Here is a 20,338-nt window from a genome sequence, read left to right as displayed (position 1 = left end):
GTACGGCATCGCGCTCACCCCGCCAGCGCCGCCTTCACCAGCCCGCTCGCCTTGCTCATGTCGAGCACCGTGGCGTGGCGCGCCTTCAGTTCGGCCATCACCCGGCCCATGTCCTTCATGCCCGTGGCGCCCAGTTCGGCCTTGATCGCCGCGATCGCGGCGCGGGTCTCGTCGTCGCTCAGCGTCTGCGGCAGGAAGCGTTCGATCACCGCGACCTCGGCCTTTTCGGCGTCGGCGAGTTCCTGACGCCCGCCGGTTTCGAACATCGCGATCGATTCGCGGCGCTGCTTGACCATTTTCTGAAGGACTTCGACGATCAGCGCGTCGTCATCTTCCGGCGCTTTCCCCGTCCGTGCCTCGATATCGCGGTTCTTCACCGCGGCCTGGATGAGGCCGATGGCGGCGCGTGTCGATTTGTCGCCGGCCTTCATGGCGGCGATCTGGGCTTGCTTGATCTCGTCTCTAATCATCGCGCCGCCATAGCGGGGAAGCCGCACGAGCGCTACGCCGCGGTTGACGCGGGAGGGGTGGGGGCGTAGCGGGCCGGGCTTAGCGACATCGCTGCAAACCCGAAGGAGTGCCCGCCGATCATGGCCGACGCCAAGCATAGCCATGCGCCCCAGCCCGCAGGCGCCACCGGCGTGCTGATGCTGGCGAGCGGCGAGTGCGTCTGGGGCCACGGCTTCGGCGCGGAGGGCCATGCGGTGGGCGAATTGTGCTTCCACACCGCGATGACCGGCTATCAGGAGATCATGACCGACCCGTCCTTCGCCGGGCAGATGGTGTGCTTCACCTTCCCGCACATCGGCAACGTCGGCGCGAACCCCGACGATGTGGAGGCCGACGGCCCCCATGCGGTGGGCATGATCGTGCGCGAGGCGCCGACCGAGCCGTCCAACTTCCGTGCGGTCGAGCGGCTGGATGGGTGGATGAAGCGGCACACGCGCATCGGGCTGGCGGGGGTGGACACGCGCGCGCTGACCCGCCGCATCCGCCAAGGCGGTGCGCCCAACGCGGTGATCGCGCATTCGGCGAGCGGGACGTTCGATCTGGACTTCCTGCTGGACCGGGCGCGGGCGTGGCCGGGGCTGGAGGGCATGGACCTGGCGAAGGCGGTGTCGACGGAGACGCATTACGGCTGGGAAGGCGGAGTGTGGCGGCTTGGGTTCGGCTATGAGGCAGAGGGTGCTTCGACTTCGCTCAGGGCGAACGGGAAACCTCCGTTCGCCCTGAGCGAAGTCGAAGGGCAGGCCAAGCCCCACGTCGTCGCGATAGATTACGGCAGCAAACGCAACATCTTCCGCAACCTTGCTAAGGCAGGTGCGAAGGTATCGGTGGTGCCCGCGACCGCGACGTTCGAGACGGTGATGGCGTTGGAGCCGGACGGTATCTTTCTCTCCAACGGTCCGGGCGATCCGGCGGCGACCGGCGAATATGCGGTGCCGGTGATCCGGGCGCTTCTGGACACGGGCAAGCCGCTGTTCGGGATATGCCTGGGTCACCAACTGCTGGCGCTGGCGCTGGGCGGGCGGACGACCAAGATGTTCCAGGGGCACCGCGGCGCCAACCACCCGGTCAAGCGGCTGAGCGATGGCGCGGTCGAGATCACTAGCATGAACCATGGCTTTGCCGTGGAGCGCGGGAGTTTGCCGGAAGGAGTGACCGAGACGCATGTGTCGCTTTTCGACGGGTCGAATGCGGGGCTGGAACTGACGGATCGGCCGGCGTTCAGTGTGCAATATCATCCGGAGGCCAGTCCGGGGCCGCAGGACAGCTTGTATTTGTTCGAGCGGTTCGTGGCCGTTATGAAAGCTAAGGCGTAGTGCCCGTTAGCTATTATGAGGTGAAGCGGGAGGCATTAATTGCCTTATATGTTGCTCTGAACACGCCAGAAACGGCGAGTGACGGTCAGGTGTACTTGTCTGCTCGTGACCTTGCACCGCTGGTCGACACCAACACCACTCTTAGCTTTATCGCCAAAGCGCTTATGTCGCTAGAAGAGGAAGAGTTGGTCGAATTGCGGATGGATCCAAACGACCCCAATAGGCTTGCGACGTACACACTTTCGGATGACGGCGTCCTTCGTGCCGAGGAGCTTACCGGTAACGTCGATCCGCTTTACGGATCACGATCTGCTCTACGACTTGATGAGCAGATGATAGAAGTAGATCATGCCACCGATAAAGCGGTTGAAGTAAGCCAGGCGATGAAAGGCTTGGAGGAGCAAATCAGAACATCCAACGACGCTTTCGAGGGAGATCCGGCTGCGCGAGAAGCTGCGCTGGCTGAGGTAAAATCCCTGAGCGTGTTGTGGCGGTCTGGGGTAATCCGCATCAAGGCTTTCCGAGAACGGGCGCGGTCAGCGCTCGGTTGGATAGCTGAAAAGAGCGCTAACGCCGCGATCGGTGAAGCGTGCAAGCAACTCATGAAACTCATTCTTGGCTGGTGATATGCCCAAACGCACCGACATATCCTCCATCCTCGTCATCGGCGCTGGCCCGATCATCATCGGGCAGGCGTGCGAATTCGATTATTCGGGCACGCAGGCGATCAAGGCGCTGAAGGAAGAGGGCTATCGCATCGTCCTGGTCAATTCGAACCCGGCGACGATCATGACCGATCCCGAACTCGCCGATGCCACCTATGTCGAGCCGATCACGCCCGAGATCGTCGCCAAGATCATCGCCAAGGAACGGCCCGACGCGGTGCTGCCGACGATGGGGGGGCAGACGGCCCTGAATACCGCGCTGGCGCTCTTCCGCGATGGTACGCTGGCCAAATATGGCGTCCAGATGATCGGCGCGGATGCGGATGCGATCGACATGGCGGAGGACCGGCTGAAATTCCGCGATGCGATGGATCGGATCGGACTGGAATCCGCCCGGTCGGCGATCGCGCATGATGAGAAGGAGGCGCTGGAAGCACTTGAGAAAGTGGGGCTTCCGGCGATCATCCGACCGAGCTTCACGATGGGCGGATCGGGCGGGGGCATTGCGTACAATCGCGAGGAGTTTCTCGGGATCGTCCGCAACGGCCTGGACCTTTCGCCGACGACCGAGGTGCTGATCGAGGAGTCGCTGCTCGGCTGGAAGGAATATGAGATGGAGGTGGTCCGCGACCGTGCGGACAATTGCATCATCATCTGTTCGATCGAGAACGTCGATCCGATGGGGGTCCACACCGGCGATTCGATCACGGTCGCGCCGGCGCTGACGCTGACCGACAAGGAATACCAGATCATGCGCAATGCGTCGATCGCGGTACTGCGTGAAATCGGCGTGGAAACAGGGGGTTCCAACGTTCAGTTCGCGGTCAATCCCAAGGACGGCCGGCTGATCGTGATCGAGATGAACCCGCGGGTCAGCCGGTCGTCGGCGCTCGCCTCCAAGGCGACCGGCTTCCCGATCGCCAAGGTCGCCGCCAAGCTGGCGGTCGGCTATACGCTCGACGAGATCGTCAACGACATCACCGGCGCGACGCCCGCCAGTTTCGAGCCGACTATCGACTACGTTGTGACGAAGATCCCGCGCTTCGCCTTCGAGAAGTTCAAGGGCGCCGAGCCGTTGCTCGGAACCGCGATGAAGAGCGTCGGCGAAGTCATGGCGATCGGGCGCAATATCCATGAATCAATGCAGAAGGCGTTGCGCGGGCTGGAGACCGGGCTGTCGGGCTTCAACCAGGTCGATGCCTTGGTCGGCGCACCCCGCGCTGAAATCGAGGCGGCGCTGGCGCGCGCGACGCCCGACCGGCTGCTGGTTGCGGCGCAGGCCTTGCGCGAGGGCTTCACCGTCGCCGAGGTGCATGGAATCGCCAAATACGATCCCTGGTTCCTCGAGCGGATCGCCGAGATCGTCGCCGCGGAAGCCGATGTTATGAAGGACGGCCTGCCGATCGAGGCGGCCGGGCTGCGGCGGTTGAAGGCGATGGGGTTCAGCGACAAGCGCCTCGCCTGGCTGGCGCTGCAATCGGTCGACCTGCGCGGCATGAACCGCGGCGTCGCGCGCGGATCGGGCCTGATCCATGAGGCGGTGGTCGCGATGACCGGCGGCGTGACCGAGGACGAGGTGCGCGCGCTGCGCCACCGGCTGGGCGTGCGCCCGGTGTTCAAACGGATCGACACCTGCGCCGCCGAATTCGAGGCGAAGACGCCGTATATGTATTCGACCTACGAGGCGCCGGCGTTCGGCGAGCCGGAGGACGAGAGCCAGCCGTCGGACAGGCGCAAGATCGTCATCCTGGGTGGCGGGCCGAACCGGATCGGGCAGGGCATCGAGTTCGATTATTGCTGCTGCCATGCCTGCTTCGCGTTGGCCGAGGCCGGGTACGAGACGATCATGGTCAATTGCAATCCGGAGACGGTGAGCACCGATTACGACACGTCCGACCGGCTGTATTTCGAGCCGCTGACCGCCGAGGACGTGCTCGCGATCCTCGACGTCGAACGGTCTCGCGGCGAACTGGTCGGGGTGATCGTGCAGTTCGGCGGGCAGACCCCGCTCAACCTGGCGCGCGCGCTGGAAGCGGCGGGTATCCCGATCCTGGGCACGTCGCCCGACGCGATCGACCTGGCCGAGGACCGCGAGCGTTTCGCCGGGCTGGTCAGCAAGTTGCGGCTGCTCCAGCCGGCGAATGGTCTGGCGCGCAGCCGCGACGAGGCGATCGTGGCGGCGGAGCGGATCGGCTACCCGGTGCTGATGCGCCCCAGCTACGTGCTGGGCGGCCGCGCGATGGAGATCGTCGATACGCCTGCGCAACTCGACGATTACATCGCCACCGCGGTGCAGGTGTCGGGCGACAGTCCGGTGCTGATCGACCAGTATTTGCGTGACGCGATCGAGGTCGACGTCGATGCGATCTGCGACGGGGAGGACGTGGTGGTCGCCGGCATCCTCCAGCATATCGAGGAAGCCGGTGTCCATTCGGGGGACAGCGCCTGCTCGATCCCGCCGTACAGCCTGTCGGCCGACATCATCGCCGAGATCGAGCGGCAGACGGTGGCGCTGGCGCATGGCCTTTCGGTCAAGGGGCTGATGAACATCCAGTTCGCGGTGAAGGACGGGCTGGTCTATCTGATCGAGGTCAACCCGCGCGCCAGCCGCACGGTGCCGTTCGTCGCCAAGGCGATCGGCGTGCCCGTCGCCAAGATCGCGGCGCGGGTGATGGCGGGCGAGATGCTGCGCGACCTGCCGCCGATCGACCGCCACATCGCGCATGTCGCGGTGAAGGAGGCGGTGTTTCCCTTCTCGCGCTTCCCCGGCACCGATCCGGTGCTATCGCCTGAGATGAAGAGCACCGGCGAAGTCATGGGCATCGACCGTGATTTCACCACCGCTTTTGCCAAGGCCCAGCTGGGGGCGGGGACGGTTCTGCCGGAAAGCGGCGCGGTGTTCGTCAGCGTGAAGGGCGGCGACAAGGCAGCGATCACGGGCGCCGCGCAGATGCTAGCGGCCAAAGGGTTCACGATCGTCGCTACCAGCGGCACCGCCGACCATCTGGCGCGGGCAGGCGTTCCGGTGGAGCGGGTCAACAAGGTGGCGCAGGGCCGGCCGCATATCGTCGATCGGATCAAGGACGGCGGGATCGCGCTGATCTTCAACACGACGGAAGGATGGCAGAGCCTGCGCGACAGCAAGCCGATCCGCCAGGCCGCGCTGGCCCAGCGCATTCCGTATTTCACCACGGCGCCGGCAGCGGTCGAAGCGGCGCGAGCGATCGCCGCGGGAGGGACCAGCGGGGTTGAAGTGCGCCCCTTGCAATCCTATTATTCCGGGTCGCACGACTGATCCCTTCAGAGAGAATGTGATGTGCGCCGCGAGCCTTGGTAAGGCTCGCGCGGGGTGAATTGATTTTGGGGACAAGGACATGGCAACCGTCGACAAGATGCCGATGCTGCAAGAGGGCTATGAAACGCTCACCGCAGACCTGCGGCGTCTGAAAACGGAACGGCCGAAGATCGTCGATGCGATCGAGGAGGCGCGCGCGCATGGCGATCTGTCGGAGAACGCCGAATATCACGCTGCCAAGGAGCAGCAGGGCCAGAACGAGGCCACGATCTCCGACATCGAAGACAAGCTGAGCCGCGCCCAGATCATCGACCCGAAGGATCTGTCGGGCGACAAGGTGGTGTTCGGTGCGACGGTGACGTTGCTCGACGAGGACGACAAGCCGGTCACCTATCAAATCGTCGGTCAGACCGAGGCGAATGCCAAGACGGGGCGGATCAGCTACAATTCTCCGCTGGGCCGTGCCCTGATCGGCCGCAAGGTGGACGAAGAGGTCGAGGTCACGGTGCCGTCGGGCGATCGTTATTACGTGGTTTCCAAGATCGCGTTCATCTGATCGGCATGACGCGAAACGATGCGCCGATAACCATCGGCTTGGCGATCGCGACGGCCGTTTTCTCGGCGATCGTGCTGATGGCGGGCGATCTTTCGGCCATTGCCTACGGCGCCGGGTTCGTGCCGGTGCGACTGGCCGGAGCGGTGTTGCCCGACGGGCTACCGCTGGTCGTTCCGACATGGCTGACGCCACTTACCGCTACGCTGATCCATGGCGGCATCGCGCATCTCGTGTTCAATCTCGTCATGCTGGTTTATTGCGGTCGCATGCTGGAACATGTCCTGAGCGGCGGCGGCATCGCGATCCTCTACGGGGTGGGCGCCTATGCCGCCGCGGGGGCACAATGGGCGTTTGATCCGGTCTCGGTGGCGCCAATGATCGGGGCGAGCGGCGCGATCTCGGCAACTGTCGGGGCCTATGCCTTGCTCTTCAGCGAGCAGCGGGTGAAGGCGATCGGGCCGGTGCCCGCGGGCGTTGTTCACGTCCTCTGGCTCGCGGCCGGATGGATCAGCATCCAGCTGCTGATCGGCGCCGCGGGAATGGGCGGAGTCACCGTGGCGATCGGAGCCCACGTCGGCGGATTCCTCGCCGGGCTGGCATTGGCGCGCCCTTTGCTGTTGTGGCGCTACCGGGACGCCTGACCAATGTTCCGGCGTCCATGGGGTCGGACAGCCGCATCCATCTAAACGCGTTCCAGGGTTCGGCATCGGTCAGCATAAACCGACGCGCGAAACCGCCGAGATCATCCGGCAGGCCGCGTGAGCATGTCGGGTTCGAGAAGGCGGTGAAGGTGGACGACGACGAACTTCATCTCGGCGTCGTCGACGGTGCGCTGCGCGGCCCCCCGCCACGCCTTCTCGGCGCTGGCGTAATCGGGAAAGACCCCCACGATCTCGATCGAGTTCAAATCTTCGAACTCGAGCGTCTGGGGATCGGCAACGCGGCCGCCGAACACGAGGTGGAGCTTGCTCATGGGTCTGCGCGTCCCTTCGGGAAGGTGAGTGCATGCCCTAACCGGTCAATTGCTGCGTCGCAACGGCGCGCGTGATCCGCGCGCCGTTACATGGGATCAGTTCGTCTGGGCGGATTCCCTGGCGGCCGTTCCGGCAGAACTCGCAGCTTTTATGACGCCGTCGAACAGACCCTTAACCTGGTCGCGTGCGGCATCCTTGGTCAGGCCGCGGGCTTCGAGTTCGGAACGGCCCGCGTCCTTGGCAGCCGAAACCGCTGCGCGCGCGGTGGTGCCCAGCCGCGCGCCGAGTGGCGCCAGCAGTTCCTTTTCCTTTTGCGAACGTGGCAGCAGCGCGCCGACCGCCGCGCCGACCGCGATGCCGCCGATGAGCAGGCCCAGAGGGTTCGATTCGATGCCGCGGGTCGCCCGCCGGGCGGCGTCCGAAGCGGTATCGACGACCTTTGCCGTCGTCTTGGCCGTTGTGTCGTACACGGCATCATACCCATCGCGCAGACGTGCCTGCACGCCGGTGTGCTGGGTTGTCGGTTGGGCGGTGTCCTGATTCTGGAAGGTCGTATCGGTCATGGTTGCGTCCTCGTCACTGGAGTCAGTCCCGCCGTCGCGGGGGGAGTGTCTTTGCGGGGCCGGCGAAAGAGCCGTGCGATGCGATGGCGTGCAAGGAACAAGGCTCCCGCCGCGACCGCGCCGGCCACGATCTCCGGCCTTTCCTTCGCGATGCCAGCCGCGGTCTCACCAACGACGCGAGCCTCACGCGCGACCTTTTGCGCCCGCGGTCGTGGGTCAAGCTTGGCCTGCAACTGTGTCACCGTCGTGGACAGGCGTTCGTGGGCATGCAGGACGCGAGCCTCCGCCGCGGCAAGAGTCTCGACGGGCGTGGGGGCCGCCGGATTTGCGGATGCGGCGGTCATGCCCGGGCCATCTCGACAGGGGGGGCAGCCAGGCGACGCTTGCCGATCATCGCGAGTACGCCCGCGATCAGGAGCGTACCCAGAACGATCGCCAGCGTCGCCAGCCCCGGCCCGATCAAGGTCGCGAGGCTGAGGATCGCACCGACGAGCATCGCGATGAGTGCGGCCAGGGCCAGCACGCCGGCAATGGCGAAGAACACCGCGGCGCCCTTGTACGCCGCCGCGCGCTCGCCGATCCGCGCCTTGTGCACCGCGATCTCCGCGCTCACCACTTCGCGCGTGTCGTCGATCAGCTGCGTGACCAACGCCGCGACACCCGGTTCGGTTTGTTGCACCTGCCGGTGTTCCACGCTCAGCTCGTTCAGCGCCATCGCTTATGCTTTCGGCGTGCCGGTGCCGGACTCGATGCCCGACTGAACCACGCGGGCAAGCGCGAAGCCGACCGCGGCAGCGACGCCGATCGCCATCGCCGGGCTGGCGCGCACGAAACCGCGGACATCCTCGACCAGTTCGTCGACATCCTTGGCTTTCAGCGAGTTGGAGAAATTGGTCACCTGATCGGCCGCCGTGCGAGCATATTGACCATATTGGCCGCCGAGCTTTTCATCGACGGTGGTCGCGGCGTCGGTCAGCATCTGCGAAAACTGATCCAGCTTTTCACCGGCTTTTGCTTTGCCTTGATCCGCGAACAACCGCGCCTTGTCAGTAGCCTGGGCGGCGATCTTCGTACCGCTCTCACGGATAGCCTGCTTGGTGCCGACAGGCTGGCTTGACGCTTCGATGCCGTCAGATGCTGGCAAGGCTTCGCCGTCGGCGCCCAAATCCTGCCCGGCCGCCGAAGCGAAGCCAACCCCGGAGGTTTTCAGCGGCTCGGCAGGCGTGAAGACCGCGGTGGCGGGGGGCGGGGTGAGATCGGCGTCGGTCTCGCGGCGGAAGTCGGTGTCGGACATGCTATTCCCTCTCGAAAGGATCGGCTTCTCAACACCTGCGCGCGAACGGCGTTCCATGATTGCGTCGATCAATTGCCGAGACCATTGCCACGCGATAGAGCGACGGCACCTATCGTCTAGTGCAGCCAGGAGTTTGCAACCCGTGACCGCGATCATCGACATCCACGCGCGCCAGATCCTCGACAGCCGGGGCAATCCCACGGTCGAGGTCGACGTGCTGCTCGAAGACGGCAGCTTCGGACGCGCCGCGGTGCCATCCGGCGCTTCCACCGGCGCGCACGAGGCGGTCGAAAAGCGTGATGGCGACAAGACGCGCTGGGGCGGCAAGGGTGTCGATCAGGCGGTCGATGCGGTCAACGGCGAGATCGCCGAAGCCGTCGTTGGCCTGGACGCAGAAGACCAGGCGGACCTCGACCATGCGATGATCGAACTGGACGGCACCGAGAACAAGGGTCGGCTGGGCGCCAACGCGATCCTGGGCGTGAGCCTGGCCGCCGCCAAGGCGGGGGCGGAAGCGCGTGGTTTGCCGCTGTATCGCTACGTCGGCGGGGTGTCGGCGCACCTGCTGCCGGTGCCGATGATGAACATCATCAACGGCGGGGAACATGCCGACAACCCGATCGACTTTCAGGAATTCATGATCGTGCCTGTCGGTGCGTCGAACATCGTCGAGGCGGTGCGCTGCGGCTCCGAAATCTTCCACACCCTGAAGAAGGGGCTGAGCGAAAAGGGCCTGAACACCGCGGTGGGCGACGAGGGCGGCTTCGCGCCGAATATCGCGAGCACGACCGAGGCGCTCGACTTCATCATGGCGAGCATCGAGAAGGCGGGTTACCGGCCGGGCGACGACGTGATGCTGGCGCTGGACTGCGCCGCGACCGAATTCTTCAAACAGGGCCGCTACGACATTTCGGGCGAGAACCGCATCCTGTCCAGTCACGAGATGGCGGAATATCTCGCCGATCTCACCCGCCGCTATCCGATCTTCTCGATCGAGGACGGCATGGCCGAGGATGATTTCGAGGGCTGGAAGGCGCTGACCGACCTGATCGGCGAAAAGGTCCAGCTGGTCGGCGACGATCTGTTCGTCACGAACCCGAAGCGGCTGAAGCAGGGGATCAGGGACGGGCTGGCCAATTCGCTGCTCGTCAAGGTCAACCAGATCGGCACGCTGACCGAGACGCTGGAGGCGGTGTCGATGGCGCAGCGGGCGGGCTATACCGCGGTGATGAGCCACCGTTCGGGCGAGACCGAGGATGCGACGATCGCCGATCTGGCGGTCGCGACCAGTTGCGGGCAGATCAAGACCGGCAGCCTCGCGCGGTCCGACCGGTTGGCCAAATACAACCAGCTGATCCGCATCGAGGAGGAACTAGGCGATGCCGCGCGTTATGCCGGGCGCGACGTGCTGATGGGGGCGTGAGGCGATGAGAAAACCGTCCAATTTCGCGCGCACGATGAAGCGCGCGGCATGGCCCGCGATCGGGCTGACGATCATCGCCTTCTTCGGCGCCTATGCGGTGCTCGGCCGTAACGGCGTGCTGGCCTATGGCGATTACAAACGACAGTTGGTGAAGCGCGAGCAGGACTATGCGCGGCTCGATCGACAGCGCGCGGTGCTGAAGAACCGGGTGGCCTTGCTCAACCCCGATCATGCCAATCCCGACATGGTCGATGAGATGGTGCGCAAGGAACTGAACGTCGCACACCCCGACGAGGTGATCGTGCCGCTGAAATAGCAGCCAGGCCCTTTCCCACGATGCGGGAATGGGCCGGCAATGCCGGGTCAGCGCCCGAGGAAAGTGAGCAGGTCGTTGGTAAGCCGATCGCTTTCGGTTACGTTCAAGCCGTGCGGCGCACCGTCATATTCCACCAGCTGGCTCTGCGCGATGCCCTTTGCCGCGGCGCGGCCCGAGGCGTCGATGGGGACGGTCTTGTCGCTGGTGCCGTGGACGATCAGCGTCGGCACGCGGAAGGCGGCGAGATCGGGACGGAAGTCGGTGTGACCGAACGCCTCGGCACAGGCCAGCGTCGGCTTGAGGCCGGCCATCAGCGCCATCCCGGTCGACCAGTCCAGCACATCGTCGCTGACCGGATGCGAGATATACCCGACCCCGTAGAATCCGGGCGTGAAGGTGTCGCGGAAGAAATGCGCACGATCCTTCTTGATGCCGGCCGCGATCTGATCGAACGTCGATTGCGGCGTGCCGTGCGGATTGTCTTCGGTCTGGAGCATGTACGGCACCACGGAGGCGATGAGTCCGGCGGCGATTACGCCCTGTCCGCCGTGCCGGCTCATGTAGCGGGCCACTTCACCGCCGCCCATCGAGAAACCGACGACCGTGGCATCGTGATCGGCACCGGTCGCAGCCATCACATCGGCGAGATCGTCCGATAGCGTGTCATAGTCATAGCCGCTCCACGGCTGCCCCGAACGGCCGAAGCCGCGGCGATCGTAGGCGATGGCGCGGAAGCCCGCCTCCGCCAACGCCATCGCCTGCGCATCCCAGCTGTCGGCATTGAGCGGCCAGCCATGAAGGAGGATCACCGGCCGGCCGCTGCCCCAATCCTTGACGTAGAGGTCGGTGCCGTCGCGTGTCTTCACATAGGGCATTGATGCGCTCCAATCGGGGATCGGCCGGCTCAACGTGTGGTCGGTGGCCGCGTTCCCATCAGCAATGGAGGAGCGACCCAGGCGATGGCACGACGTTTTCACGTTGACGTGGATGCGCGGGACGGGAAGATACGGATTATGGGAGCGGTTGTCTGAGCAGCGATAGCGCCGATCGACCCACGCGCCGGGTCGCGTCCGATCACGACCGCGCGGTCCTCGCCTCTGCCCTGCGCGACGTGGCCGCGGGGGACGCACGGGCACTCGAACGAGTCTATCGTTTGACCTCGGCGAAGCTGTTCGGCGTCTGCCTGCGTATCTTGCCCGACCGGAACCATGCGGAAGAGGCTTTGCAGGAGACATATCTCTCGATCTGGCGGCGAGCGGGTACGTTCGACAGCGCACGCGGCACCGCAATGACATGGCTGATGACGCTTGCACGCAATTGCGCGGTCGATCGTCACCGCGTGCTGGCGCGCAGCCCGCAACTGCCGATGCCCGAAACCTTCGAGATCGCCGATCCCGACGCCGATCTGTTCGCCGCCACCCTGGCAGAGGACGAACGGCGCCAATTGCATGCCTGCCTGGGGCAGCTGGAGGAAATGGATCGCAGCTTCCTGGTCGCGGCATTTTTCGAAGGATCGAGCTACCCCGAACTCGCCGGGCGCGTGGCGATGCCGCTGCCCACGGTGAAGAGCCGCATTCGCCGCGCCTTGCTCAAACTGCGGGGGTGTCTTTCGTGACCGATTACCCCGGCGTCACCGAATACGAGCGGGACGAATTGCTGGCTGCCGAACTGGCGTTCGGCCTGCTGGATTCCGATGAGCGCGCCGCTGCGGAGCAACGGGTGCGTGATGATGAGTCGTTCGCTGCTCGATTCGGATGGTGGCAGGCGCGCAGCCTTGCGCTGTTGGAAGGGCATGACGCAGCGCCGTCGGCCTCGACCTGGGCCGCCATCGCACGTCGCTTGCCGGCCAATGAAAACGTGTCGAGCGTCGGGCGCTGGAAGGCCGCAACCGCGATGGCAGCGTCGATCGCGCTGGTGCTGGGCGCCACGCTGCTCCTGCGCCCCGATCCTGCACCCGTTCCCGTGGTTCAGGCTCCCGCGCCGACGCTGGTTGCCGTGCTGGCATCGCCCGATCGCGGCGACGTGGTGGCGGTGGATTACGATCCCGCGGCGCGGCGCATTTCCGCTCGGCCGTCCGGACTGGACGTCGGGCGTTTCGATGCCGAATTGTGGGTCATTCCCGCCGGCGGGGCGCCCGTTTCGCTGGGCGTGGTGGCCACCAGTGGGCGGACGGCGCGCGTTCCGCAGCCTCAGGTCGCGGCGCTGATGGTGCCCGGATCGACGCTCGCCATCACGCTGGAGCCGCGCGGCGGTTCGCCGACGGGGGCGCCGACGGGAGCGGTCATCCTGACGGGCAAAATCGCGCAGAGTTGAGCGCGGCATCGAATGTCGCCGTGCATCCGGGATGCGATTGACGACGTATCTCCCGTGCAGTCGAATCGAGATTGCACGAGACGAGGATTATCCATGACGAAGTTCAATCTGCGCGCTGCAATTGCGGCCGCTGCGATGATCGCCGCTGCCCCCGCGCTGTCTGCCCCCGCCAACCCTAAGGTCGGCGGCGCCGCAATGTATCCGACCAAGACGATCGTCGAGAATGCGGTGAATTCGAAGGACCATACGACGCTGGTCGCCGCGGTGACGGCGGCGGGCCTCGTCGAAACGCTGTCGGGCGCCGGACCGTTCACGGTCTTCGCACCGACCAACGAGGCTTTCACAAAGCTGCCCGCCGGCACCGTGGATACGCTGGTGAAGCCCGAGAATAAGGCCACGCTGACCAACATCCTCACCTATCACGTCGTGCCGGGCACGATGACGTCGAAGACGATCGGCGCCGCGATCCGCAAGGGCAAGGGCAGCGCCACGTTGACGACGGTCCAGGGCGAACCGCTGACCGCGCGCATGATGGGCGGACGCCTGGTGCTCACGGATGCCAAGGGCGGCACCTCGATGGTCACGATCAAGGACGTCATGCAGTCCAACGGCGTGATCCATGTCGTCGACACCGTGCTGATGCCCTGAATACGCGTTGCTCGGGAGCCGCGGCGCGGCTCCCGACAGCCTTGATACGACACGGGAATGCGCATGAAAGTCACCCAGATCTGGCGCGAAGCCGCCACACTGGTCCGTGAAATCCCGCATGACGGGTTGCCGCGCGAGCTGGTCCACGAAGGGCCATTGTGGGAGGTGTTGCTTTACGTCGACCGGCTCGATGAGAGCGACCAGCGCCCTTTGACCATTGCACTGCCGGACCGCCGCGCGCCACCGCTCAGATTCGAACATGCCGAGATCGCGGCATTGCTGCGACGGCATGATCGGCCGGGTTTCGGGAACGTGCGCTAGTTCTTCGCCGACAACGCTATGTCGCGCCGATAATTGAGAGTGCGCCCGAGGATAGATGTTGCATATCCGGCGCGATGCAGATGCCACAAAAAATGGTGGACGCACTTGGGCTCGAACCAAGGACCCGCTGATTAAGAGTCAGCTGCTCTACCAACTGAGCTATGCGTCCGTGCCTGATCGGGGCGGCCGTGGGGCCCATCCCGTCGGGGAGCCGCGCTGTTAGCATCACTCCGCGCGCGCGCAACCCCTTTTCTGCCGCTACCAGCGTATCGTCCGACGGTTCTGGCGGTCGATCGACATCAGGATGCCCAGGCACAGCATGACCGTCATCTGCGCCGAGCCGCCGTAGCTGACCAGGGGCAGGGGGATGCCGACCACGGGGGCCAGGCCCATGACCATCATCAGATTGATCGAGACGTAGAAGAATATGGTCGTCGCCAGACCTGCCGCGGTGAGCCGGGCGAAGCGGCCGGGGGCGGCCGCCGCGACGTTGATTCCCCAGCGGATGACGAGGAAGAAGCACAGGATCAGGAACAGTCCGCCGAGCAGCCCCCATTCCTCGGCCATCGTCGCGAAGACGAAATCGGTCTGGCGTTCGGGGAGATAGTCGAGATGGCTCTGGGTGCCTTGCAGGAACCCCTTGCCCCACAGCCCGCCCGATCCGATCGCGATCTTGGACTGGCTGATGTGATAGCCCGTGCCCAGCGGATCGCTTTCGGGATCGAGGAAGATCAGGACGCGGTTCTTCTGATAATCATGGAGCAGGAAATTGACCGCGAGCGGCACCGCCACCGCAACCGCCGCTGCGCCGCCGACGAACAGCCTGAGCGGCACGCCGGCCAGGAACATGACGGTCGCGCCGCCCGCGCAGATCATCAGCGCAGTGCCCAGATCCGGCTGGACGAGCACCAGGACCGCCGGCACGCCGATCAGCGCCGCCGCAGGCCAGATCGCGCCGAACCGCCGCGTCTCGTTCGGGGGCAGCATGTCATAGAACCGGGCGCAGGCGAGCACGATGCACGGTTTCATCAGCTCGGAGGGCTGGAGGCGGATAAACCCCAGATCGAGCCAACGCTGACTGCCACCGCGCACGGCCCCCAGCCCTTCGACCAGCAGAAGCGCGATGACGAGCACCGCATAGGCGGGGATCGCACCCGCCTTCCATACCTCCTCCGGCACCCGCGACAGCGCGACCGCGGCCAGCAGGAACACGAAGAACTTTACGCCCTGCGGGAACGCCCAGGGCCGCAACGATCCCCCGGCGGCCGAATATAGCACCACCAGCCCGAAGCCCCCGATCGCGAGCACGAGCAGGATGACCCGCCACGGCAATTGTGCCAGCGGATCGGGGACGAAGCGTGTGCGGGTCATGGTTCGCCCTCGGTGGTGCCATCCTCGGCGACGGTGTTGCCGCTGGGGCCGTCGCCAGCGAGCGCGGCCTGACTCGCATTGGCGAGATCGGTCGCGCTCTCCACCGCGGGCGCGTCTGACGGAACCGTCGCGTCGGTCTTGGTGGCAAGGCCGGCCGGGGCGGGGGCATGGGCCGTACGATAAGCCGCTTCATCGCTCGCCATCCGCGTCGCGATGTCCCCGCCCCATGTCGGTTCGACCTCCGCCAGGCTTGCCAACGCGCGGTCGCGATCGAGCAGATAGGTCATGATGTCGCGGCCGATCATCGGCGTGTCGAGATTGCGGACAGTGTGGCCGTTATGTTCCAATACGATGCCCGCCGCATAGCGGGGGTTTTCGGCCGGCGCGAAACAGACGAACAGGGCGTGGTCGCGCAGCTTGAACGGCAGTTGGCTGTCCTTGAGCACCCCGGACCGGCGCTCGGCCATCGTGATCCGGCGAACCTGAGCGGTGCCGGTCTTGGCCGCCAGGCTCATGCCCGGCACAAGCAGTCGCGCGGCCCCGCCCGTCCCGCCGCCGTTGACGACGCCGTACATGGCCTCCCGCACCAGTTGCAGGTGTTCGCTCTGGAACGGCAGGGCAGGGGCATCGCGGTGGACGTCGCGCGCCAGCAGGCTGGGCTGGAGCGCGCGCCCCGAAGCGAGTCGCGACGCCATCACCGCGAGCTGAAGCGGATTGGCGAGGACATAGCCCTGCCCGATCGACGCGTTCAGGCCATCGGCAACCGTCCAGCGATCCTTGTACTTGGCCAGCTTCCACGCACTGTCCGGCACCGTCCCGAACCGCTGGTTGCCGAAAGGCAAATCGAACTTCTGCCCTAGCCCCATCGCGCGCGCGACCGGCGCAATGCGATCGTAGCCGATGCGGCGGACCATTTCGTAGAAATAGATGTCGCAGCTCTGCATGACCGCGTTCTTCATGTCGAGCGGACCGTGACCACGCCGCTTGTGACAGTGGAAGACGCCGCTGCCGACCCGCAGCGCGCCCGAGCAGTTGATCCGCTGCGCCGGGTCCACCCCCGCCGCGAGCAGCGCCAGCGCGTTCATCGGCTTGACGGTGGAGCCGGGCGGATAGAGCCCTTGCGTCACCTTGTTCATCAGCGGAACATGGTCGTTTTCCGACAGCATCTGCCATTCGACCTGGCTGATCCCGTCCGAGAAGCTGTTGGGATCATAGGCAGGCATCGACACCATCGCCAGCATCTCCCCGGTGCGACAGTCGATGACGACGGCCGAGCCGGAATTGGTGCCCAGGCGCCGTGCGGCATATTCTTGCAGCCCCGCGTCGATGGTCAGCTTCTCGCTTAGTCCGGGCCGATCGGGGCGGGTGGGGAGATCCTTGACCGGCCGGCCGCCTGCGGTGACCTCGACGATCTTGGCCCCGGGAACGCCGCGCAATCGGGGTTCGAGCATCTTCTCCAGCCCGTCCTTGCCGAGCTTGAACCCCGGCGTGACGAGCAGTGGATCGCGGGTGGCCTTATATTGCTCGGCATTGGGGGCGCCGACGTAGCCGGTCAGATGCGCGACCGCCGCGCCCGCGGGATAGTTGCGCGCGAACCCCTGAGTCGGCGCGACCCCGGGCAATTCGGGGAGGTGGAGTCCAACGGCGGCGTAGCGTTCCCAGTCGAGCTTCTCGGCGACCTGAACCGGCTGGAAACCGGGTGCACGGTCGAGATCGATGCGGATGCGCGCGATATCCTCGGGCTCGAGCCGGAGCAGCCGCTGGAGCGCGGACAACACCCGGTCACGATCGTCCTTGGGCAGCCGGTCGGGGATGATGTCGACGCGGAAATCCGTGCGGTTGTTGGCGATCGCCACGCCGTTGCGATCGACGAGCCAGCCGCGCCGTGGCGGGACCAGCGTCATGTTCACGCGGTTGCTTTCGGACAAGGCGGTGTAGCGTTCGTTCTCGGCGATCGCGAGCCACCCCATCCGGCCCGCCAGCAGCAGCCCGACCGCGCCTTGCGCCGTTCCAAGCAGCCAGGCGCGGCGCGAGAAGCTGTAGGTCTGGCTCGCCTCGGTGACGATCCGCTGCGCCCTCACGCCGATCGCTCGCGCTTGCGCTCGATCCACGCGACGAGCCGGGTGGCGACCGGGAACAGCAGCACCGCGATCGCAATCTGCGCAGCCAAGGCACCATCGACGTGCGCGGACAATGGCGCGGCAATGAGGCGGCCGGCGGTCAGCGTACACGCGACGGCACCCGCGGCGACCAGCCAGTCCTGCCAGAAATCACGAAAGGCGAGGCGTTGTTCGACGAATGCGATCGCCAGAAAACAGAGCGACCAAAGAAGAACCGCGCTACCCATCGGCTGGCCGCTGACGAGATCGTCGAACAGCCCGAGCGGCGCGGCTGCCCAGGGCCGAAGCGCAAAGCGGGCGAGCAGCCGCCACGCGAGCAGCATGAGCAGCCCGAGTGGCGGGAACAAGGGCACCGTCGCGATCAGCGGAACGATCGTGCAGAGCGAACCGGCAGCTATGGTCAGCCACGGCAACGCACGCGCGCGGCGGGCGGGCAGGGCGGGGGCAAAGGGCGTATAGTCGATCGTCTCGTTCATCGCGGCAGCCCGGGGACGGAGACGGGCGCGGGCATCGGCGTGAAGGGCTGGGTGACGATCGCGAAATCCAGCGTGTCGGGACGGGCGAAGGTACGCGCCGCTACCTGATCGCGGCCGGCGCTGACGACCTGCGCCACGGGAACGCCCGGTGCATAAAGCCCGCCCGTGCCCGTGGTGACGAACAGATCGCCGACGACGAAGCGGACGTCTGCTGTATCCACCGAGCGAATCTCGACCGTGCCGTCGCCGCGGCCGGTGGCGACGGCGGGAAGCCCATCGCGCGCGCGGCGGACGGGGACGATGCTCTCGACATCGCTCAGCAACAGCACGCGCGCGGCGTTCGGCCCGGTTTCCACGATCCGACCGATCAATCCGTCCGCGCCGACCACCGGCATGCCCGATTGCACGCCTTGCCAGCGTCCCGCGTTCAACAGCGCAAAGCGGCGCGCGCTCGACGCGGTGGAACTGACCAGCCTGGCCGTCACCACAACCCCGGCCGTGCGATCACGCACGCGCAGCAACGTGCGCAGGCGCCGATTGTCATAGGCGATCGTGCGTGCGCGCAGGACCAGCCTTTGCGATCGTTCGAGCCGGGCGCGAAGTGCCGCGTTTTCGCTGCGGACGCGAAAGTGATCGGTGATGCCTGCCGGGATCGAGGCAATGCCGTGACCGATGCCGGCCGCGGCCGACGACAGCGGTGTGGTGACGCCGGCGGCGGCCATGCGCAACGCCGCAAAGGCAGGCGGATCGAAGGTCGACAGGACGAGCAGCGCCGCGCCGACCACCGCACCCGCGATGGCCAGGACATAGCCCAGGAACAGGCCATATTGCCGCCGCCGCGAAAATCCGGTGCGGCGATCGCGGAGCGGCGCCATGCGCCCTTCCTCCTACAGAATCAGCCGCTTTGCAGCACGCCGCGGAACATCGGATCTTCCAGCGCACGGCCGGTGCCGAGCGCGACGCAGGTCAGCGGGTCTTCGGCGACCGACACCGGCAGCCCGGTCTCGTCGCGCAGTACCTCGTCCAGCCCCTGAAGCAAGGCGCCGCCGCCGGTGAGGACGATGCCCTGATCGACGATATCGGCGGCGAGTTCGGGCGCGGTATTCTCCAGCGCGACGCGAACGCCCTCGACGATCGTCGCGACCGGCTCGCTCAGCGCCTCGGCGATCTGGCCCTGGTTGATCTGGATCTCCTTGGGCACACCGTTGACGAGATCGCGGCCCTTGATGTGGATCGTCAGGCCGATGCCGTCGGCGGGCGGACGCGCGATCCCGACCTCCTGCTTGATCCGCTCCGCAGTCGCTTCGCCGATCAGCAGATTATGGTTGCGGCGGACGTAGGAGACGATCGCCTCGTCCATCTTGTCGCCGCCGACCCGCACGCTGGTGGTGTAGGCAAGCCCGCGCAGCGACAGCACCGCGACCTCGGTGGTGCCGCCGCCGATGTCGACGACCATCGATCCGATCGGCTCGGTCACCGGCATGTCGGCACCGATCGCGGCAGCCATCGGTTCCTCGATCAGGAACACCTGGCTGGCGCCCGCATTCGACGCGGCGTCGCGGATCGCGCGACGTTCGACCTTGGTCGACCCCGACGGCACGCAGATCACGATCTCCGGCCGGCGCCACGGCCAGCTGCGCCCGCCATGAACCTTCTGGATGAAGTGCTTGATCATCTGTTCGGCGACGTCGATGTCCGCGATCACGCCGTCGCGCAGCGGCCGGATCGCCTCGATCGTGCCCGGGGTCTTGCCCATCATCAGCTTGGCGTCGTCGCCGACCGCCTTCACCCGCTTGACCCCGTTGATCGTCTCGACCGCGACCACCGACGGTTCGTTGAGGACGATGCCGCGACCGCGAACATAGACCACCGTGTTCGCGGTGCCGAGATCGATGGCCATGTCGTGCGACATGAATTTGAAGAAGCGGGAGAAGAAGGCCATGGGGGTGGATCGTTCCGTTCAGCCAGGCCGACCAGGGATCCCGGCCGGCGAATCGCACACATCTCGCGCGGACCGCCGCCGAGCCTGGTTGGCGCCGGTTCCTTGCGTTTGCGGGTCGCGGGATGGCGCCGCTTGGTCTAGACCAGAACCCATGTCAATACGGCGCCTGCCAGAGCATCTTGTCAACCGTATCGCAGCCGGTGAAGTGGTCGAAAGGCCCGCCAGCGCGTTGAAGGAA

Annotated in this window: 22 protein-coding genes and 1 tRNA gene; 11 read left to right on the top strand and 12 right to left on the bottom strand. The window is 65.9% G+C overall.

The window, feature by feature from the left end; all coding sequences use genetic code 11:
• Window positions 1-14: 14 nt before the first annotated feature.
• Entirely contained in the window at window positions 15-470 is a 456-nt protein-coding gene (locus VF643_RS00160) for a GatB/YqeY domain-containing protein (RefSeq protein ID WP_331041338.1), read from the bottom strand.
• Window positions 471-590: 120 nt separating this feature from the next.
• Between VF643_RS00160 and carA the strand changes: the two genes are divergently transcribed.
• The 5 genes from carA (at window position 591) to VF643_RS00135 (ending at window position 6,980) form a co-directional block, all read left to right on the top strand.
• On the top strand, window positions 591-1,823 hold the full coding sequence (gene carA / locus VF643_RS00155; protein ID WP_331041337.1) for a glutamine-hydrolyzing carbamoyl-phosphate synthase small subunit: 1,233 nt from the start codon (window positions 591-593) through the stop codon (window positions 1,821-1,823).
• Window positions 1,823-2,449 (top strand): hypothetical protein, encoded by a 627-nt coding sequence (locus tag VF643_RS00150; RefSeq protein WP_331041336.1) that lies wholly within the window; start codon window positions 1,823-1,825, stop codon window positions 2,447-2,449. Before carA ends, VF643_RS00150 begins: the two co-directional genes overlap by 1 nt.
• Window position 2,450: 1 nt before the next feature.
• Window positions 2,451-5,783, top strand: a complete 3,333-nt coding sequence (gene carB / locus VF643_RS00145) for a carbamoyl-phosphate synthase large subunit (RefSeq protein WP_331041335.1) — start codon at window positions 2,451-2,453, stop codon at window positions 5,781-5,783.
• 79 nt (window positions 5,784-5,862) lie between these two features.
• Complete coding sequence (gene greA / locus VF643_RS00140; protein WP_331041334.1) at window positions 5,863-6,339, top strand: transcription elongation factor GreA; 477 nt, start codon at window positions 5,863-5,865, stop codon at window positions 6,337-6,339.
• A gap of 5 nt (window positions 6,340-6,344) precedes the next feature.
• A complete protein-coding gene (locus VF643_RS00135; RefSeq protein WP_331041333.1) occupies window positions 6,345-6,980 on the top strand; it encodes a rhomboid family intramembrane serine protease in 636 nt (211 codons plus the stop codon).
• Between the two features lie 101 nt (window positions 6,981-7,081).
• Here the strand turns inward: VF643_RS00135 and VF643_RS00130 are convergent, their stop codons facing one another.
• The 4 genes from VF643_RS00130 to VF643_RS00115 all read right to left on the bottom strand — a co-directional run bounded on the left by VF643_RS00130 (window position 7,082) and on the right by VF643_RS00115 (window position 9,332).
• Window positions 7,082-7,312, bottom strand: coding sequence for a DUF4170 domain-containing protein (locus VF643_RS00130; RefSeq protein ID WP_331041332.1), 231 nt, complete (start codon window positions 7,310-7,312; stop codon window positions 7,082-7,084).
• A gap of 96 nt (window positions 7,313-7,408) precedes the next feature.
• On the bottom strand, window positions 7,409-7,876 hold the full coding sequence (locus VF643_RS00125; RefSeq protein ID WP_331041331.1) for a hypothetical protein: 468 nt from the start codon (window positions 7,874-7,876) through the stop codon (window positions 7,409-7,411).
• 340 nt (window positions 7,877-8,216) lie between these two features.
• On the bottom strand, window positions 8,217-8,591 hold the full coding sequence (locus VF643_RS00120) for a phage holin family protein (protein WP_331041330.1): 375 nt from the start codon (window positions 8,589-8,591) through the stop codon (window positions 8,217-8,219).
• A gap of 3 nt (window positions 8,592-8,594) precedes the next feature.
• A complete protein-coding gene (locus tag VF643_RS00115; RefSeq protein ID WP_331041329.1) occupies window positions 8,595-9,332 on the bottom strand; it encodes a hypothetical protein in 738 nt (245 codons plus the stop codon).
• Between VF643_RS00115 and eno the strand changes: the two genes are divergently transcribed.
• A complete protein-coding gene (gene eno / locus VF643_RS00110) occupies window positions 9,313-10,593 on the top strand; it encodes a phosphopyruvate hydratase (protein ID WP_331041328.1) in 1,281 nt (426 codons plus the stop codon). The genes VF643_RS00115 and eno overlap by 20 nt on opposite strands.
• A gap of 4 nt (window positions 10,594-10,597) precedes the next feature.
• Entirely contained in the window at window positions 10,598-10,909 is a 312-nt protein-coding gene (locus VF643_RS00105) for a septum formation initiator family protein (RefSeq protein WP_331041327.1), read from the top strand.
• A 47-nt stretch (window positions 10,910-10,956) separates the two neighbouring features.
• On the opposite strand, the gene VF643_RS00100 is transcribed toward VF643_RS00105, so the two are convergent.
• Window positions 10,957-11,784 carry an alpha/beta hydrolase gene (locus VF643_RS00100; RefSeq protein WP_331041326.1) on the bottom strand — a complete coding sequence of 276 codons (828 nt, stop codon included), beginning with the start codon at window positions 11,782-11,784 and terminating at the stop codon, window positions 10,957-10,959.
• Window positions 11,785-12,020: 236 nt separating this feature from the next.
• Here VF643_RS00100 and VF643_RS00095 point away from each other — a divergent pair, with 236 nt between their 5' ends.
• The 4 genes from VF643_RS00095 (at window position 12,021) to VF643_RS00080 (ending at window position 14,191) form a co-directional block, all read left to right on the top strand.
• Window positions 12,021-12,524: a sigma-70 family RNA polymerase sigma factor gene (locus VF643_RS00095; protein WP_331041325.1), complete on the top strand. Its 504-nt coding sequence runs from the start codon at window positions 12,021-12,023 to the stop codon at window positions 12,522-12,524.
• The gene (locus tag VF643_RS00090; protein ID WP_331041324.1) at window positions 12,521-13,222 is read left to right on the top strand and encodes an anti-sigma factor; all 702 of its coding nucleotides are present in this window, start codon (window positions 12,521-12,523) and stop codon (window positions 13,220-13,222) included. Before VF643_RS00095 ends, VF643_RS00090 begins: the two co-directional genes overlap by 4 nt.
• Window positions 13,223-13,315: 93 nt before the next feature.
• Window positions 13,316-13,870: a fasciclin domain-containing protein gene (locus tag VF643_RS00085; RefSeq protein WP_331041323.1), complete on the top strand. Its 555-nt coding sequence runs from the start codon at window positions 13,316-13,318 to the stop codon at window positions 13,868-13,870.
• A gap of 63 nt (window positions 13,871-13,933) precedes the next feature.
• On the top strand, window positions 13,934-14,191 hold the full coding sequence (locus tag VF643_RS00080) for a hypothetical protein (protein WP_331041322.1): 258 nt from the start codon (window positions 13,934-13,936) through the stop codon (window positions 14,189-14,191).
• Window positions 14,192-14,284: 93 nt separating this feature from the next.
• Here VF643_RS00080 and VF643_RS00075 read toward each other — a convergent pair.
• The 6 genes from VF643_RS00075 to VF643_RS00050 form a co-directional block, all read right to left on the bottom strand.
• Window positions 14,285-14,360 (bottom strand) — tRNA-Lys (locus VF643_RS00075).
• Between the two features lie 89 nt (window positions 14,361-14,449).
• Complete coding sequence (gene rodA, locus VF643_RS00070; protein ID WP_331041321.1) at window positions 14,450-15,562, bottom strand: rod shape-determining protein RodA; 1,113 nt, start codon at window positions 15,560-15,562, stop codon at window positions 14,450-14,452.
• Window positions 15,559-17,643: a penicillin-binding protein 2 gene (gene mrdA, locus VF643_RS00065; RefSeq protein WP_331041320.1), complete on the bottom strand. Its 2,085-nt coding sequence runs from the start codon at window positions 17,641-17,643 to the stop codon at window positions 15,559-15,561. Before mrdA ends, rodA begins: the two co-directional genes overlap by 4 nt.
• Window positions 17,640-18,158, bottom strand: coding sequence for a rod shape-determining protein MreD (locus VF643_RS00060; protein WP_331041319.1), 519 nt, complete (start codon window positions 18,156-18,158; stop codon window positions 17,640-17,642). Before VF643_RS00060 ends, mrdA begins: the two co-directional genes overlap by 4 nt.
• Window positions 18,155-19,033, bottom strand: coding sequence for a rod shape-determining protein MreC (mreC, locus tag VF643_RS00055; protein WP_331041318.1), 879 nt, complete (start codon window positions 19,031-19,033; stop codon window positions 18,155-18,157). Before mreC ends, VF643_RS00060 begins: the two co-directional genes overlap by 4 nt.
• A gap of 20 nt (window positions 19,034-19,053) precedes the next feature.
• Window positions 19,054-20,100: a rod shape-determining protein gene (locus VF643_RS00050; RefSeq protein WP_331041317.1), complete on the bottom strand. Its 1,047-nt coding sequence runs from the start codon at window positions 20,098-20,100 to the stop codon at window positions 19,054-19,056.
• Window positions 20,101-20,338 lie beyond the last annotated feature (238 nt).

This window comes from Sphingomonas sp. (genome assembly GCF_036387595.1).
Lineage (GTDB): Bacteria > Pseudomonadota > Alphaproteobacteria > Sphingomonadales > Sphingomonadaceae > Sphingomonas.
This window is presented reverse-complemented; position numbering and strand designations above follow the sequence as displayed.

Coding starts and splice junctions, on each gene's coding strand:
- VF643_RS00160 (WP_331041338.1), bottom strand. CDS start 470: ATGATTAGAGACGAGATCAAGCAAGCCCAGATCGCCGCCATGAAGGCC.
- carA (WP_331041337.1), top strand. CDS start 591: ATGGCCGACGCCAAGCATAGCCATGCGCCCCAGCCCGCAGGCGCCACC.
- carB (WP_331041335.1), top strand. CDS start 2,451: ATGCCCAAACGCACCGACATATCCTCCATCCTCGTCATCGGCGCTGGC.
- greA (WP_331041334.1), top strand. CDS start 5,863: ATGGCAACCGTCGACAAGATGCCGATGCTGCAAGAGGGCTATGAAACG.
- VF643_RS00135 (WP_331041333.1), top strand. CDS start 6,345: ATGACGCGAAACGATGCGCCGATAACCATCGGCTTGGCGATCGCGACG.
- VF643_RS00130 (WP_331041332.1), bottom strand. CDS start 7,312: ATGAGCAAGCTCCACCTCGTGTTCGGCGGCCGCGTTGCCGATCCCCAG.
- VF643_RS00125 (WP_331041331.1), bottom strand. CDS start 7,876: ATGACCGATACGACCTTCCAGAATCAGGACACCGCCCAACCGACAACC.
- VF643_RS00120 (WP_331041330.1), bottom strand. CDS start 8,591: ATGGCGCTGAACGAGCTGAGCGTGGAACACCGGCAGGTGCAACAAACC.
- VF643_RS00115 (WP_331041329.1), bottom strand. CDS start 9,332: ATGTCGATGATCGCGGTCACGGGTTGCAAACTCCTGGCTGCACTAGAC.
- VF643_RS00105 (WP_331041327.1), top strand. CDS start 10,598: ATGAGAAAACCGTCCAATTTCGCGCGCACGATGAAGCGCGCGGCATGG.
- VF643_RS00100 (WP_331041326.1), bottom strand. CDS start 11,784: ATGCCCTATGTGAAGACACGCGACGGCACCGACCTCTACGTCAAGGAT.
- VF643_RS00085 (WP_331041323.1), top strand. CDS start 13,316: ATGACGAAGTTCAATCTGCGCGCTGCAATTGCGGCCGCTGCGATGATC.
- VF643_RS00080 (WP_331041322.1), top strand. CDS start 13,934: ATGAAAGTCACCCAGATCTGGCGCGAAGCCGCCACACTGGTCCGTGAA.
- rodA (WP_331041321.1), bottom strand. CDS start 15,562: ATGACCCGCACACGCTTCGTCCCCGATCCGCTGGCACAATTGCCGTGG.
- VF643_RS00060 (WP_331041319.1), bottom strand. CDS start 18,158: ATGAACGAGACGATCGACTATACGCCCTTTGCCCCCGCCCTGCCCGCC.
- mreC (WP_331041318.1), bottom strand. CDS start 19,033: ATGGCGCCGCTCCGCGATCGCCGCACCGGATTTTCGCGGCGGCGGCAA.
- VF643_RS00050 (WP_331041317.1), bottom strand. CDS start 20,100: ATGGCCTTCTTCTCCCGCTTCTTCAAATTCATGTCGCACGACATGGCC.